The following is a 15,495-nucleotide window of genomic DNA, read 5'->3' as shown; positions in this document are numbered from 1 at the left end:
GCATGACCTTCCGACCAGGCCGGCCCGCTCGCCCCGTCCGCTCCCGCACGCTGCGTCGACTGCTGGCTCCGGCCACGTCCGCACTCGTGGTCGCCGGCCTGCTCGCCTCGGTCGCGAGCCCGGTCGAGGCCGTCACCCGCTCCACCCGCACCCTGGCCGGGGGAGTCCTCGACGGCGACACCGCCCCGTCCGCGTCGGTCTCGGGCATGAGGATGCCGGGGGAACTCCGCGGCTACCAGCAGGTCTTCGCCGACGACTTCGCCGGGAACACCCTCGACAGCACCAACTGGAGCCGCTACGAGGGCCGCCCCAAGGGCACGGACAACTCCGTGTGGCGGCGCAGCAACACGCTCGTGGAGAACGGGAAGCTGGTCCTGCGCACGACGAAGGAGGACGGCGCCTGGTACTCCGGTGGCACCTCCAACGCCCGCTCCGGCTCCATGACCTACGGCAAGTGGGTCGTGCGCTTCCGCGCGCAGAAGGCTGCCGGCGTCGGCTACGTCTTCCTCCTCTACCCCAAGGGCGGCGGCTGGCCCCCGGAGATCGACTTCGCCGAGGACTCGGGCGGCGACCGCGACGAGGTCATGGCCACGTCGCACTGGAGCCCCGAGAACAAGCAGGCGCACTCGTGGCTGCAGAACGACTTCTCCCGCTGGCACACCCTCGGGGTCGTCATCTCGCCGGAGAAGGTGGAGTACACCGTCGACGGCAGGGTCTGGGCGACCCACACCGGCGACGCGGTGCCGCACCAGCCGATGTGGCTGGGGCTGCAGGCCCAGCACAGCAACTGCAAACCCGCCTACGTCGGGAGCTGCGACGACGCCACGACGCCGCAGCGGTCGGACATCGAGATCGACTGGGTCGTCAGCTACGCCCCCAAGTGACCCCGCGGGGTCGGCAGCTCCCCTGAGCCCTCGACGGCGGCCACTCCGTCGAGGGTGGGGGCGACCCGGGAACGCAACGCCCGCACCAGGGGCCGCACCATGAGGCCCGAGAGCACGATCTGCGTCCCCAGCAGCGTCAGGGCGACCCCGACGAGGCCGTCGACCACACCCGTCCCGAGAAGCACGAGGACCGGGACCACCTGAGCGATGTGCACCAGCACGACCGGCAGCGTCCGGTCGGTGGCCCGCCAGATGTTGACCATCAGCTGCTGCACCAGCCGGAGCGCGAGCACCGCCACCATGATCCGTAGCGGGGTGGCGCCCTCGTCGACGTAGTGCTGGCCGAAGGCGTGCAGGATCAGGGGTGCCACGAGGGCCAGGACCGCGAGTCCAGGGAGCACGACCACCGCCCCGGCGCGGACGAGGGTGCGCGCGTGCCGGGCGAGGGACCCCCGGTCGGAGGCCGCGGCGATGATGAGCTGCGCCCCGTAGCGCCCGGCGAGGTTGTCCACGGTCTGGACGAGGATGTGCAGGGCGGAGAAGACGGCACTCACCGAAGGGCCGAGCATCTGCAGGACCAGCAGCGGCAACCCGCTCCAGAACAGGGTCCCCCACAGCGACGCGACCCAGTTGCCCCCGGCGTAGGAGACGACCTGCCGCCTCGTCGGCAGGACCGCCGGCGTCTCCCGGTGGGCGCGCACCCCCCGGCGGTGGATCAGGACCCCCATGACGAGGACGCTCAACGCGCACGGGACCCACCACGACGCGAGCGCAGTGAGGACCCCTGCCGAGGCCAGGGCCCAGAGCATCCCGAGCCGGGCCAGGGAGAAGGCGACGCTGTTGGGCAGCGACCAGCCGGCCCGACCGATGGCGGGGAAGACCTGGGCCTGCAGCGAGTACAGGCTCCAGAGCACGGTCAACGCCGTGAGCACGAGCATCGGGTGGCTCAGCCCGGCACCGATGGTGTCCGCGAAGGGCGTCAGGGAGAAGACCCCGGTCACGGCGAGGACGGAGGCGACCAGGGCCAGGTCGCCCCACAGGAGCATCTTCCCCATCGCCCGCCCGGCGACCGGGAGGTAGCGCGTGAGGACGAGACCGATGCCCAGCTGCCCGGCGCCACTCACCAGCATGAAGGCGTTGACGAACCCCGAGAGCTGACCGACCTCCTCCCGGGTCATCGACCGGGCGGCGATGATCCAGGTCAGGAACCCGGCGAGCGAGACGATGCCCATCCCCGCGGCGACGGCGGTCCCGCTGCGCAGCGGCGAGCCCCCGGCGGCCGGTGGCGAGGGTGTCGCGAGCGCGTCCGCGGGAGCGTCGGGACCGGCGGTCACCGCTGCAGCTCCAGGACGCGGCTCTGCCCGGACGCGCTGACCTCGCGGTAGGTGCCGTCGGCGACGAGGTCGTCCCCGATCTCGTCCATCCACCCCGCACCGCGGCCGTAGAAGATCACGCCCTGAGCCTGTTCCGAACGGGTGAGGACGAGCACGTCGGGAGCGGCCGATTCCACGCACGCGGCGTCCACCTGCGACGGCGGGCAGAGGTTCTGCAGGGAGATCTGACGCACGACCCCGATTTCCGCGTACCGGGTCGGTGCCGCGGCGGTCAGGGTGGCCAGGGTGTCCCCTGGCCGCGCCACCGCGTAGGCCGCCTCGGAGGCCGAGAGGTCGTCCGGCGTGAAGGTGTTGAAGGCGTCGTTCTGGCCGCGGATGGTGACGGTGGTCGCCAGCAGGGCGCTGAGCACCACGACGAGGGCCACCGCGCCGAGCGGACCTGTCTCCCGGATCCGCAGCCAACGACCCGACGGCGCGACGAAGTCGAGCTCACCGGGTTCCGGGCTGCGCGACCGCAACGGCACCGCGAGCGCGGCGGAGACCGCGAGGGCCGGCAGGGCGAAGTAGAGGGAACGCATGATGATCTCGCCGCCGTAGGACTGGGCGAGGACGGCCGCGAAGGGCAGCAGCGCCCACACGACGCTGGTCCTCCAGTGGCCGCCGGTCCGGCGCAGCCGTTCGATCCCGACCGCCGCCAGCACCAGGAGCAGTCCGGCCGAGGCGATCCGCAGCCCGATGATGACCCGGCGCACGGGAGCACCGTTGAAGCGGTCGCCGACGTTCCGGGAGACGCTGGAGCCGAGCTGACCGAACCCGTCGATCATCGCCGGCAGGTTGTTCTCCCAGAAGGCCCGTCCCCCGGTGACCCACCAGAGGACCACGATCACGACCGGGACCGCGGGGATCCAGCGTGGCAGTCGACCCGCGACCGCCAACGGGAGGAGGAAGAGGACGAGGAACCACGGCGAGAGCTGGTGCGCCGGCGCGATCGCGAGAGATGCCGCCACGACGATCGCCACCGTCGTGCGGGTCCGCACCGCCGGGGTCCGGCGTCCGGCGACGTGACGTGCGCGCAGCAGGACAGGACCGTGCACCCGCGACTCCAGGTGCAGCAGCAGACCGATCGTCGCGAGCACCACGACGTAGGTGGCCCCTTGGGGTGAGAAGTACTCCTGTCCCACCCAGTTCGCGCAGACGAAGACGAGCACAGCGATCCAGGACCGGACGCCCGGACCGAGCAAGGACCGCGCCCACACCCGAACGGCCGCGGTCGCCGCGGCGCCGAGGACCAGCGGGGTCCAGCGGAGCAGTTCCTCGGGTGCACCGATCGCGCCGGCCTCCTTGAGGAACGCCGCTGCGGCGAAGAACCCCGGCCAGCTGTAGCGGGCGTCGAAGTTCGCCAGGACGTGCCCGTCCCGGGCGATCTGAGAAGCGAACCCCCAGTGCAGCCACCCGGTGGTGTCTCCCGCCACGTCGGCGAACAGGGACCGCAGGCCGAAGATCCCGACCACCGCGGCCACGCTCAGGAGCGCGAGCAGCCAACCGCGAGCGGCACCGCGGACCTCTAGGCCGACCGCGAGTGCCAGGAGGAGGTAGGAGATCCACGTCCCGGCCCCGACGACCCCGGCGAGCCCGGCGGGACCGGCCTCCGCGGGAGAACTGCCCAGGACGCCCCAGGGCCAGAGCGCCGCGGCGGCCAGCGCGAGGACGACCGGCGCTACACGGCCGGTGAGCGGGGTCTCGGTGCGGGGTTGCGCAGCGTCGCCGTCCCGTCCGGCGGCGGTGTCGCGAGCGCCGGTGACGGCCACGGCCGCCAGTGCCGCGGAGACGAGGACCCCGAGGATCCCTGCGACGGGGACGGGGTGCCACAGGCCGGTGGACAGCATGCCTTGCCCGACCAGGATGACGAGCGCCAGGGACGCCGCGACCGCTACCGCACCGGTCAGCGCGTCCAGTCGCCGGTGCCAGGCGCCCACGAGGGCCACGCCGGGCCCGAGGAGCCACCAGCCGGTCGTCACCGCGGAGCGTCCGGTCCAGCCGAGACCGGTCAGGGTGCTGACCGCGACGAGCAGACCCGTCAGGGACAGCGCGGCAGCCACGACGGTGAAGCCGGGGCCGGTGGGTCGCTCCCCCGGCAGGGGACGAGCGGAGGAGGCGCGGTCGATGGTCGCTGTCACCTGCGGCCTTTCACGAGACGGACGTGCTGGAACGCGTTCGGGTTGACGCCGGGGGCAGGGTGCAGGGACCGGGGGCGGCAGCACGCGGCCGAAGCCCAGAGGACCTGGGTGAGCAACCGTTCGGTGTCGATCGCGTGTCCGCCGCGGTGGATGCCGCGGGTGTCGGCGAAGACGACCGTGCCCGCCGGCGCGGTGGCCGAGCGGACCTCCAGCCCGGGGTGGCGCGTGACGAGGTCGTCGACCCCGGCGTCGTCGAGACGGTAGCCCACTCCGTCCCAGTCGTTGCGCACCTGCAGCTTGCGGCCCGCGCGGGAGGCGGATCCGGCGAGGTAGCTCAGCGGCCCCGCTCCGGGGGTGACGTCGCGGACGTAGACGAACATCTTGACGATGTCGTGGTCCTCGGGCAGGTCACGGTGCCAGCGCTGGGACTGCACGGCCTCGCCCTGGGTGGGGAGGTTCAGCCAGGCGTTGAGGTCGTGCACCTTGAGCGCCATCCGGGAGTAGCTCTCGGCGATTCCTCGCAGGCGCGGGTCGACGCCGAGGGCCAGCAGCGGGTCGTCGGCGGCGACGACGGGCTCGGAGCCCATCAACTCCACGAGGAAGCTCTTCCCGAAGGCGCGTTCGGAGTCGGCGTTGGCCTGGGCCAACCCCTCGACGTGCGCGCGGAGGGCTTCGAAGCGTCCCGGTTCACCCAGGACGTCGTCGAGGTTCGCCATGGCGACCCCGTCGCGGCGCAGACCCTGCAGCACGTCCCGTCCCGCGGGGGTCAGTTCCGAGGGCGAGCGGCGGTACGAGGCGACGGCGGCCGCGTTGAACCCGTAGCGGGACACGAGGCGGTTCTCGCACCGGGCACGGCGGATCTCCTCGCGCACCCGACGGCGGACGGCGTCGAGGGGCGGGGTCGTGCCCGGGGCGGAGGGGGTGGGGTCGGACGACGTGGCAGGGCTGTCGGTGGTGGTGCTCATCGCAGATCGACCTCCTGGGGCAGGTGTGCGGACGGGGACGGCTGGATCGGGAGGACGTGGGACGGCGCCGCGGGCGGGGGCAGGGGCAGGACCAGCACGCCGCCGTAGGTACCGGGCGAGGCGACCTGGGAGGCGTTCGCCCGGGCCGCGCGCAGCAGGGCCCCCTCCACCGCGTCGACGGTGGCCCGGAGGGAGAACGCGCGGGCGACGTGGTCACGGGTCCGGCGGGAGAGGTCGGGATCCTCACGGCGCCGACGAAGCGCCCCGGCGAGGGCGCGGGCGAGGTCGTCGGGGTCGCCCGGCACGACGAGGAAGTCGGTGAACTCACCGGTGAGGATCTCCGGGATCCCGCCGGTGCGGCTGGCCACGACCGGCAGGCCGGTGGCCATGGCCTCGACGACGACCCGGCCGAACGGTTCGGGGGCGAGCGCCGGCAGCGCCACGACGTCGGCCGCGTGCAGCACCTGCAGCAGCTCGCTGCCGGTCCGGGCCGGCAGGTGGGTGACCTCGGGGGCTGCGGCGAGCCAGTCGTGGTGGGTCCGGCCGGCGCCCGGCAGGTCGCCGACCAGCAGCACCCGCACGTCGCGCCCGGCGGCGCGGGCGCGCAGCAGGGGCAGGCTGTCGCGCAGGACCTCGATCCCCTTCTCCACCGTCAGCCGTCCGTAGTGCAGGACGACGTCGGCATCGGCCGGGATGCCCAGGGCGAGCCGGGCGGCCGCCCGGTGAGCGGGGGTCGGAGCGGGGTAGTCCGCCACGTCGATCCCGTTGTGCACCACTTCGATGCGCTGCGGGTCGAGACCAGCACGGATCCACTCCTGCCGGGTGGCGACCGACACCGCGAGGTAGCGCTCGGCCCGGCCGCGCAGGGCCCGCACGGCCGGGGCGGCGAAGGGGGCGTGGCGCAGCTGGCAGACGACGGGGGCTCCGGTGAGGCCACCGGCAGCGGCGGCGAAGAGCAGCTGCTCGGCCCGGTTGAGCCAGACGACGTCGGGCCGGGCCCGTCGTGCGGCGAGCACCGCGGGGACGAGGGTCACCGCCCGCCAGGGGGCGGTCACCGGCACCGTCAGCAGCGGGGTGGTGACCGTGCGGGCCGCGGCCCGTTCCCACCGCGGGGTGAGGGAGCCCCCGGCCGCGGCGAAGAGGACGATCTCGTGCCCGCGCGCGGCGAGCTGTTCGCACACCTCCAGGGTGCTGACCTCGACCCCACCGAGGGCGGCCTGGGCGTCGGTGGGGACCAGGACGCGCAACCGACGGTCCGGTCGCACGGTCGACGTCGCAGCGGCCGCACTGCGACGGTCGGTGTCGTGTTCGTGCCAGCGGGCCTGGACGTAGAGGGCCGGGGCCTGCGCGACACCCAGGAGCTCGGTGACGGCCAGTCGCCTCGGGAAGTCCTCGCTGCGCCGGGCGTTCTTGTCCGAGCCGGGGTCGAGCAGGTGACGGACCCCGGCGGGCAGGGCACGCAGCAACCGGGGGAGCGCCCGCGGGTGGGAGACGACGTGGTGCAGCACCATGGCGGCGAGTCCGGACCCGTAGGTGCGGACCTGTTCCTGCAGGGCGGCCATGTCGCTGCGGTGGCGGTGGCGCAGCACGGCTGCGGGTTCGTAGACGATCGCGCTCCCCACCTCGAGGACCCGCAGGAACGCGTAGAGGTCCTCTCCGCCGCCGACCGCGCTGCCGGCCCCGAGGCTCGCCGAGAAACCCCCGATGCGACGCAGGACCGACGTGCGGAAGGCCATGTTGTTGCCGGTGCCGAACACCCCGCTGTAGGGGAAGAACGTCGGGCGTTCCCCCACGACGCCCAGACCCGCCGGCGGCGGGCTGCCGTCGGGTGTCCAGCAGCAGCGGTACGCGCCGCGGGTGAACGAACCGAACTCCTCGAACAGTTCCTCGGCCCGGGTGCCGGGTTCCAGGGCGATCGTGCGACCCGTGACGCAGCCGACGAGGTCGTGGGCCCCCGGACCGCACAGCGGATCGGTGAGTGCAGCGAGCCAGTGGGTGCCGAGGTCGCAGTCGTCGTCGGTGTAGGCGACGACGTCGAACCCCGTCTCCGCGAGGTGCGCGAGGGCGCGGTTGCGTGCCCGGGCCAGGCCTCGCCGGGGTTCGGCGAGGACACGGACCCCGGGTTCGCGGTCCACCCCGGCCAGCGCGTTCCGGACCGCGGCCGAGCTCGGGTCGTTGTCGACGACGACGACCTCGAACGTGAACCGGGGGCGTCCGGCCTCGAGCGGGACGTGCTGGTCGAGCAGTTGACGCACCAGCACGTCCAGCCCGGGCCGTCGGCCCAGGCTGCAGACCACCACGGCGACCCGCGGGATCGCCACCTCGGGGACCCTCATCCGGCGACCGCGTCGTCGAGCGTCGCCGCGATGTGCGCGCGTCCCGTCGCGAACGCCTTGGCGACGGCGGTCGCGACGTCGGGCAGTTCCGCGGTCAGACCGTCGATGCGGGCCAGGACGTCGTCCGCGCTGACGCTGCGGACGTCGAGCAGCAGGTCGCCCAGGCCGGCGTCGCTGAGCAACCCGTCGAGCTTCGCGTGGGTGCTGGGGTCCGTCAGCACGAGCGCCGGGGTGCCTTGCGCGAGGGCCAGCAGGAAGGTGTGCAGTCGGTTGGTCAGCACGACCTCGGCCCCCGCGTAAGCGTCCAGGACCCGCCGTGAACCGGCGGGAGTCCGGTCGAAGACGACCCGCTCCCCCGGCCCGTCCGCCAACTGCCCGGCGAACGCGTCGTCGGAGACGACCTGGGAGACCCAGACCGGCGTGCGCCCGCCGGACCGCAGCGAAGGCTGCAGTCGTCCGACCAGCGCCGTGAGCCGGCGTTCGTAGTCATCCTGCTTCTCGTAGCCGGAGGTGCTGCAGCGCAGGCTGAACACGACCGTCCCGGGGCTGGTCCGCGGCCGCACCGGGGTGACCGGGACGGTCCAGGCGAGGTCGGCCGACGTCGCGTGCACCCGCAGACCCTTGCCCCGGGCGTAGCGCACGCTACGGCTGTCTCGGGGGGCGTAGACGTGCATCGCACGCGTCTGCCACCGCTCGAGCAGCAGCATCGTGGGGTGCAGGTCCGCGACGGAGAACGCGGTGCGCACGACCCGCGCGCCCAACGCACGACACCCGAGGGTCACACCGAGCAGGACGACCCGCTCGGCGATCGCCCGGGCGCTCGGAGTCCCCCCGATGTGACCGGGTTTCAGGACGAGGACCCGACGCGACCGCGAACCCTCGGCCCGCAGTCGGTCTCGGGCCGCGTCGGCGAGGATGCGCAGAGGCAACGCGCCCGCGCGACGGTGGTTCCCGGCGCCGGTCAGTTCCAGGAGTTCGGGACCGATCCCCCGGGTGTCGACGACGACCTCGCCCCGTTCGGCCAGCAACGCGAGCAGGCGTTCGAGGATGACGTCGTCACCGAGGTTGTCGAACTGGGTGTGGGCGTCGACGTAGGACACCACCTCCGGACGCTTCAGCTGGCACCTCCTGACGGCTGGGTGACCTCGGGCAGGACCACGGTCCGGACCGGTTCACTCGGGACGGCCCGGGGTTCCGGAACCTCGAGGGTCACCACGGGAACGTCGTGCAGGGCTCCGGTGGTGCGGGCGGCCACGTCGAGACGTCCCCGCACGTAAGCCGGAACTCCTTCGGCGAGACCGCGGTACTCCGCCCACGACAACGTCCGCGGGTAGTCGGCACCCCGACCGGCGTTCTTCTCGGAAGAGGGCGAGAGCAGGTACCGGGCCGCACGCGGCATGCGCACCAGAACCCCCAGTGCCCGCTCGGGCGAGGCCGAGACGTGCTTGGCGATGACGGCCGCCAGACCCCGGCCGTAGTTGTGCACCTGGCGGTGCAGCTGTTCGGTGGAGTCGCGGTGCTCGTGGAACACCATGGCTGCCGGTTCGTAGACGAGCGTGCATCCGGCGAAGAGCAGCGCGAGGAACAGGTCGAGGTCCTGACCGGCCCGCACGACCGATCCTGGTCCCAACAACGGGTCGTACCCGCCGGCGGCGAGCACCGCGGAACGGCGGTAGGCGACGTTGTTCCCCGAACCGAACTTGCCGGCCGAGTACGGGTGCAGCGGGTTCTCCTCGCGGTGGCTGTCGCGGGTGAAGCGCCGCGGGTCCAACCCCTTGGAGAAACCGCCGTACTGCTCGAAGGTCTCCTGCGCCGGAACCCGCAACCCGTCGGCGAGGACGAGACCGGTGACGGCGTCCACCTCGGGATCGGTGAACACCCCGAGCAGGGTTCCCACCCAGGCCGGGTGCGCGATGACGTCGTCGTCGGTGGCGGCGATGACGTCCGCGCGAGCCTCCCGGATCCCGCGGTTGCGGGCCCCGCTGGAACCCCCGTCGGGTTCGTGCACCAGGCGCAGCCGGCTGTCCCGCGCGAGCTGGTCGGTGAGCAGGCCGGCGACGTGCCCCGGTGTCGGGTTGTTGTCGACGACGATGACCTCGATGTCCCCGAAGCGTTGCGCCAGCAGGGATCCGACGCAGCGAACGAGCTGTTCACCGCGCCCCGCGGTGGGGACCACGACCGAGACGGCGACGGTTCCCGGGATCCCCGACGCGCTCGGCGGCGGTATCCGGTGGTCGGGGCGGACCAGGCGGTCCGCCCCGTCCTGCTGCAGCCAGTTCCGGACCTCAGCCGCGTGGACGTGGGTCGGGCGCGGCCGGTCGAGAGCGTGCTCGGGGACGTCGACCAGGTCGATGGGACGGTCGTCGGCGGTGACCAGCAACCGCACCCGGGCGTCGCCCTCCTCGAGGATGAAACCGTCACCGTGCAGATCGACCTCGATCATGCGCAGCGGCCGGAAACCCGCGGTCGTGGTCGTGGTCGCGGTCGTCGTGGCCGAGGGAGCCGGGGTCGTCCGCCGGGTCGAGGCGTACCCCGCCGCGGTCACGACGGTGCCGGCGGCGAGCAGTCCGGCCCGGGCCGGGCCGGCGATCTCACCGCGCGCGAGCGCGCTGAGGTGTCGCAGCACCCCGCCTCCGACGGCCTTGACGACGTAGCTGCGCTCGCTGGAGAGCCCGTCCTGCGAACCCACCCGGGCCGAGAGCAGTCCCTTGGAACGCCCCTCGTGCCAGCAGCGGCTGAACAGGTAGGACACCGTCTGACGTTTCCGGGGAACCCGGTGGTCGACGGCGGCGCTGCTGCGCCGCACCACGACCGAGGCCGGTTCGGCCTGTCGGAGTCGGATGCAGAAGTCGGTCTCCTCGCACCCCACGGGCAGCGAACCGACACGACCGGCCGAGGTGTCGAAACCGTCCACGACACCGAATGCGCTGGCCCGCACGGCCATGTTGGCCCCGATCGGGTTGCGCATCTCGCCACCGTCGGCGGGCATGCCGCGGTAGTCGCAGCCGACGATCCAGCCGAACTCCTCCGGGAACCAGTGCGGGGCGTGACCCCCCTCCCAGGCGGGGACGACACCACCGCCGACGACGCTCACCGCGTCGCGGCGGAAGTCCGCGCGCAACCCCTCGAGCCAGCCGGCACGCGGGACGGCGTCGTCGTCGAGGAACACGACGACGTCGCCGTGGGCTGCCGCCACCCCGGTGTTGCGTGCCCCGGAGAGGCCCTGGGGCCCGGTGTTGGCGAGCACGCGGGCGTCCGGGAACTCGACCGTCACCTGCTGCAGGAGGTCTTCGTTGTGGTCGACGATCACGACGAGCTCGTCGCCCACCGCGGCGTCCAGCTGGGCGCGCACGGCGTGCAAGGCCGTGGTGAAGACGTCGTGGCGTTGCGCGGTGTAGGTGCAGACGACGACGCTGAGCGGAAGGCCTCCGCCGAGAGCAGTCGTCACAGGGTGTTCTCGACGGCCTCGGCGGGCACGCCGGACTCGACGCCGACCGGGGCGGGGGTGGCCGCGACGCGGGTGAACTCCGGGCGGGGTTCGGGCAGCTCGACGACGCGACGGCGGTCGGTCGCCCTGCGCAGTCGCTCGGAGGCGATGATGCGCAGGACCCGGAGCCCGTCGGTCACGGCGTTGAGGTTGCTGACCCCGTGGATGCGGGGCTGTTCGATGCTGGGCACCTCGTCGATGACCATGCCGGAACGGGCCACCCGGACGTTGATGAGGGTCTCGATCTCGAATCCGTCGCCCCACACCTTGGAACCGTCGGCCGGAGCCGGCAGGTCGATCGAGGGCAGGTCCATCACGTCGAGCGCGCTGCGGTGAAAAGCGTTGTAGCCGTAGCAGAGGTCGGTGAAGCGAGTGCCGAACAGCACGTTCACGAGGGTGTTGAGACCCCAGTTGCCGACCCGTCGGACCGCGGTGATGTCGTGGGAGTGGCCACCACGGCGGAAGCGGGACCCCTTGGCGAACTCCGCACCCTCGAGCAGGGGCGCCACGAAGCGCGGGATCTCCCGGACGTCGGTGGAACCGTCGGCGTCCACCATGACGATGATGTCGCCGGAGGCCTGCAGGAAACCGCAGGCCAGGGCGTTGCCCTTGCCCTTGCGGGTCTGACGGACGACGACGATGTCGGGCATCAGCTCCAGCGCGGCTTCGATGGTCCCGTCCGTCGAGCGCCCGTCCACGAGGATCACCTCGTGCAGGCCCGAGGGCAGGTGCGGCAGCACGTGCGGCAGGTTCAGGGCTTCGTTCAGCGTCGGGATGATGACGCTGACACGCAGCTGCGGCTTGTCGGCGGGGATGACGGGGGGGTTCGCGGATTGCGCCACGGTGCTCCTCGGACGAGTGCGGATGAGGGGCGCGATGCCCTCGCGTCATGGGAGGTCTACCGACCGGAACGACAATCCTCACGTCCAGTGATACTCTTGTGACGCTGGGTGTTTGCCGTTCCCCGATCGGGTCAACCTGCATCGGAACGTACCAGAATGTGCACAGTCCGCTCATACCCATCAGGTAACGAGCCCGTTAACGCCTCGCAGCTGCCACGTCTACTGCCTGCTCGCTCGCCGGCTCGCGGCACCTCCCGGCGCCTGCGCTGGCTCGACGCGTCCTCCGTCACGGGCGCTCCGACTCGGTTCCCCGCGCTCCTCACGACCTATCCTGAGCTTCTCCTGCGCACCCGAGAGGACCCGATGACCGAACCCACCGCCCCTCTCTCCCCGACCTGCGTCTGCGGGCACCCCGCGAGCCACCACCAGCACTACCGGCGCGGGAGCGACTGCAGCGAGTGCGACTGCCCGCGCTACCGGCGTCGGGGCAGCCTGTGGCGCCGACTGTCGCGCCGCTGACCCGTTCCCGCCCGGAACGACGAAGGGCCCGACCGGATCGCTCCGGTCGGGCCCTTCGTCGTGGGTGGTGGCGGGTCAGCGCACCCCACCGCGACGCTTGTTGTAGACGTCGAACGCGACGGCCAGGAGCAGCACGAGGCCCTTGATGACCGACTGCAGGGACTGGTCGATGCCCAGCAGCTGCATGCCGTTGGAGATCACGCCGACGAGCAGACCACCGATCATGGCGCCCTGGATCTTCCCGATGCCGCCGGTGACGGCCGCGCCACCGATGAAGGCCGCGGCGATCGCGTCGAGCTCGAAGCCGTTGCCGGCGCCCGGCTGGGCGCCGTTGGACCGCGAGGAGAAGATGATCCCGGCGACCGCGGCCAGGAAGCCCATGTTGACGAAGATCCAGAAGTTCACCCGACGGACGTTCACGCCGGACAGCTGCGCCGCGGCGAGGTTCCCGCCGATGGCGTACACCTGACGACCGAACACCGTGCTCTTCATGATCACGGAGTAGGCCAGGATCAGGACGGCCAGGATGATGAGGACGATCGGCAGACCACGGCTGTGCGCGAGCTTCCACGCGATGGCCATGACGACGAGCGCCACCAGGACGATGCGCAGCACGAACAGCGGGAGCGCCTCGACGACCTGCTGGTAGCGGACCTTGGCCAACCGGGTGCGGAACTGACCCACGGCGAACGCGACGACCGCGACGACCCCGATGAAGAGGGTGAACGCGTCGTAGCCGTACCCGCCGAACAGGCCGTTGATGAACCCGGTCGCGACCTTGCCGTACTGCTCGGGGAAGGGCGAGAGCGAGACGTTGTCCAGCACGAACAGCGTGAAACCGCGGAACAGCAGCATCCCGGCGAGCGTGACGATGAAGGCGGGGATGCCGACGAAGGCGACCCAGAAACCCTGCCAGGCACCGATGAGGATCCCGACCCCGAGGGCGGCGAGGATGCCGACCCACCACGCGTGACCGTCGCCGATCACCAGCTTCGCCGAGACCGCCCCCGTGAGGGCGACGACGGACCCGACCGAGAGGTCGATGTGGCCGGCGACGATGACGATGACCATCCCGATGGCCAGCACCAGGACGTAGGAGTACTGCAGGATGATGTTGGTGATGTTGCCCGGGCTGAGCGACAGGTGGTTGTCGGTGATCAGCCAGAACAGCGCCACGACCACGACGAACGCGATGTAGATGCCGCTCTCGCGCAGGTTCGCCGTGATGGCGACGAGGGGGTTGGCCGAACCGGTCTTCGGCGCCGGCGGCGGCGTCGCCTTCTTGACCGTGCTGGTGCCGCTCATGCGGTGTGCTCCTGGGGGGTGGGGGTGGTGGTGAGCGAGCGGTCCTTCGTCATGAGGACCATCAGGCTCTCCTGCGATGCTTCGGCGATCGGCACCTCACCGGTGATCCGGCCGGCCGAGAGGGTGTAGATGCGGTCGCAGATGCCCAGCAGTTCGGGCAGTTCGGACGAGATGACGATGACGGCCTTGCCGGCGGCCACCAACCGGTTGATGATCGTGTAGATCTCGTACTTCGCGCCGACGTCGATGCCGCGCGTGGGTTCGTCGAGGATCAGCACGTCGGGGTCGGAGTAGATCCACTTCGACAGGACGACCTTCTGCTGGTTCCCGCCGGAGAGCTTCCCGGTCAGGGCCGTCACCGTCGGAGCCTTGATGTTCATGCTCCGCTTGCTGTCCTCGGCGACCTTGATCTCCTCGTTGGCGTTGACGAAACCGCCGGTGGCGAGTTTGTCGAGGGCCGCCGCGGAGACGTTGCGCTTGATGTCGTCGATGAGGTTGAGGCCGTACTTCTTGCGGTCCTCGGTGGCGTAGGCGAGTCCGTGCTTGATCGCCTCGCCGACGTTGCGGGTCTGGAAGGGCTTGCCGCGGTGGAACAACTGCCCGCCGAGGTAGCGGCCGTAGCTGCGACCGAAGACGCTCATCGCGAGTTCGGTGCGCCCGGCGCCCATCAGCCCGGCGATGCCCACGACCTCGCCGGCCCGCACGTTCAGGCTCGCGTGGTCGACGACCAACCGGTCCTGCACGGGGTGCCCGACGGTCCAGTCCTCGATGCGGAGGACCTCCTCGCCCGGGTTCGACTCGCGCTCGGGGTAACGGCTGTCGAGGTCACGGCCGACCATCCCGCGGATGATGCGGTCCTCGGTGACGGCGTCGGCGCGCATGTCGAGGGTCTCGATGGTGCGACCGTCACGGATGATCGTCACCGAGTCCGAGATGGCCTCGATCTCGTTCAGCTTGTGCGAGATCATGATGCAGGTCATCCCCTCCTCCCGCAGCTGGCGCAGCAGGTCGAGGAGGTGCGCGGAGTCGTTGTCGTTGAGCGCCGCGGTCGGCTCGTCCAGGATCAGCAGGCGGACGTCCTTGCTGATGGCCTTGGCGATCTCGACCAGCTGCTGCTTGCCGACCCCGAGCTGCCCGATCGGCGTCGTCGGGTTCTCGTCGAGCCCGACGCGGGCCAGCAGCTTCGACGCCTCACCGTTCGTGCGGTTCCAGTCGATGAGACCGCTGCGGCCCTTGATCTCGTTGCCGAGGAACAGGTTCTCGGCGACCGAGAGGTAGGGCACCAGCGCGAGTTCCTGGTGGATGATCGCGATGCCGGTCTTCTCGCTGTCGGCGATCCCCGAGAACTGCGAGAGGTTGCCGTCGAAGTGGATCTCGCCCTCGTAGGTCCCGTAGGGGTAGACCCCGGAGAGGACCTTCATCAGCGTCGACTTCCCGGCGCCGTTCTCGCCGCAGATGGCGTGCACCTCACCGCGACGGACCGACAGCGAGACGTCGGACAGCGCCTTGACCCCGGGGAAGGTCTTGGTGATGGAACGCATCTCCAGGATGGTGGGCTGCGTCGCTGAAGTCGACGCCTGGGTTGTGTCGGTCATCGGTGAACCGTCGTCCCTCGTTCTGGATGGGGGGTTTTCGTGCTGCGACAC

The 15,495-nt window shown here is 71.5% G+C and carries 10 protein-coding genes; 1 reads left to right on the top strand and 9 read right to left on the bottom strand.

Going from position 1 to position 15,495, the window contains the following annotated elements:
* Positions 1 to 2: 2 nt before the first annotated feature.
* The gene (locus ACFQ46_RS01210; protein WP_380256382.1) at positions 3 to 884 is read left to right on the top strand and encodes a family 16 glycosylhydrolase; all 882 of its coding nucleotides are present in this window, start codon (positions 3 to 5) and stop codon (positions 882 to 884) included.
* Here the strand turns inward: ACFQ46_RS01210 and ACFQ46_RS01205 are convergent.
* The 9 genes from ACFQ46_RS01205 to mmsA all read right to left on the bottom strand — a co-directional run bounded on the left by ACFQ46_RS01205 (position 869) and on the right by mmsA (position 15,444).
* Positions 869 to 2,218 carry a lipopolysaccharide biosynthesis protein gene (locus ACFQ46_RS01205; RefSeq protein ID WP_380256380.1) on the bottom strand — a complete coding sequence of 450 codons (1,350 nt, stop codon included), beginning with the start codon at positions 2,216 to 2,218 and terminating at the stop codon, positions 869 to 871. The two genes, ACFQ46_RS01210 and ACFQ46_RS01205, sit on opposite strands and share 16 nt — an antisense overlap.
* Complete coding sequence (locus tag ACFQ46_RS01200) at positions 2,215 to 4,395, bottom strand: hypothetical protein (RefSeq protein WP_380256378.1); 2,181 nt, start codon at positions 4,393 to 4,395, stop codon at positions 2,215 to 2,217. The genes ACFQ46_RS01205 and ACFQ46_RS01200 overlap by 4 nt, the downstream gene beginning before the upstream one ends.
* Positions 4,392 to 5,360 (bottom strand): hypothetical protein, encoded by a 969-nt coding sequence (locus ACFQ46_RS01195; protein ID WP_380256376.1) that lies wholly within the window; start codon positions 5,358 to 5,360, stop codon positions 4,392 to 4,394. Before ACFQ46_RS01195 ends, ACFQ46_RS01200 begins: the two co-directional genes overlap by 4 nt.
* The gene (locus tag ACFQ46_RS01190) at positions 5,357 to 7,696 is read right to left on the bottom strand and encodes a glycosyltransferase (RefSeq protein ID WP_380256374.1); all 2,340 of its coding nucleotides are present in this window, start codon (positions 7,694 to 7,696) and stop codon (positions 5,357 to 5,359) included. The genes ACFQ46_RS01195 and ACFQ46_RS01190 overlap by 4 nt, the downstream gene beginning before the upstream one ends.
* Positions 7,693 to 8,799 carry a polysaccharide pyruvyl transferase family protein gene (locus tag ACFQ46_RS01185; protein ID WP_380256372.1) on the bottom strand — a complete coding sequence of 369 codons (1,107 nt, stop codon included), beginning with the start codon at positions 8,797 to 8,799 and terminating at the stop codon, positions 7,693 to 7,695. Before ACFQ46_RS01185 ends, ACFQ46_RS01190 begins: the two co-directional genes overlap by 4 nt.
* A gap of 11 nt (positions 8,800 to 8,810) precedes the next feature.
* Positions 8,811 to 11,144, bottom strand: coding sequence for a glycosyltransferase (locus ACFQ46_RS01180; RefSeq protein WP_380256370.1), 2,334 nt, complete (start codon positions 11,142 to 11,144; stop codon positions 8,811 to 8,813).
* Positions 11,141 to 12,025, bottom strand: coding sequence for a glycosyltransferase family 2 protein (locus ACFQ46_RS01175; RefSeq protein ID WP_380256368.1), 885 nt, complete (start codon positions 12,023 to 12,025; stop codon positions 11,141 to 11,143). Before ACFQ46_RS01175 ends, ACFQ46_RS01180 begins: the two co-directional genes overlap by 4 nt.
* A 594-nt stretch (positions 12,026 to 12,619) precedes the next feature.
* Entirely contained in the window at positions 12,620 to 13,849 is a 1,230-nt protein-coding gene (mmsB, locus tag ACFQ46_RS01170) for a multiple monosaccharide ABC transporter permease (protein ID WP_380256366.1), read from the bottom strand.
* The gene (gene mmsA, locus ACFQ46_RS01165; RefSeq protein WP_380256364.1) at positions 13,846 to 15,444 is read right to left on the bottom strand and encodes a multiple monosaccharide ABC transporter ATP-binding protein; all 1,599 of its coding nucleotides are present in this window, start codon (positions 15,442 to 15,444) and stop codon (positions 13,846 to 13,848) included. The genes mmsB and mmsA overlap by 4 nt, the downstream gene beginning before the upstream one ends.
* Between the last annotated feature and the right edge of the window lie 51 nt (positions 15,445 to 15,495).

The sequence above is a fragment of the Kineococcus sp. GCM10028916 genome, from assembly GCF_042674865.1.
Taxonomy (GTDB): domain Bacteria; phylum Actinomycetota; class Actinomycetes; order Actinomycetales; family Kineococcaceae; genus Kineococcus.
Note: the sequence above shows the minus strand (reverse complement) of the source record. Positions and strands in the feature narration are given on the sequence as shown.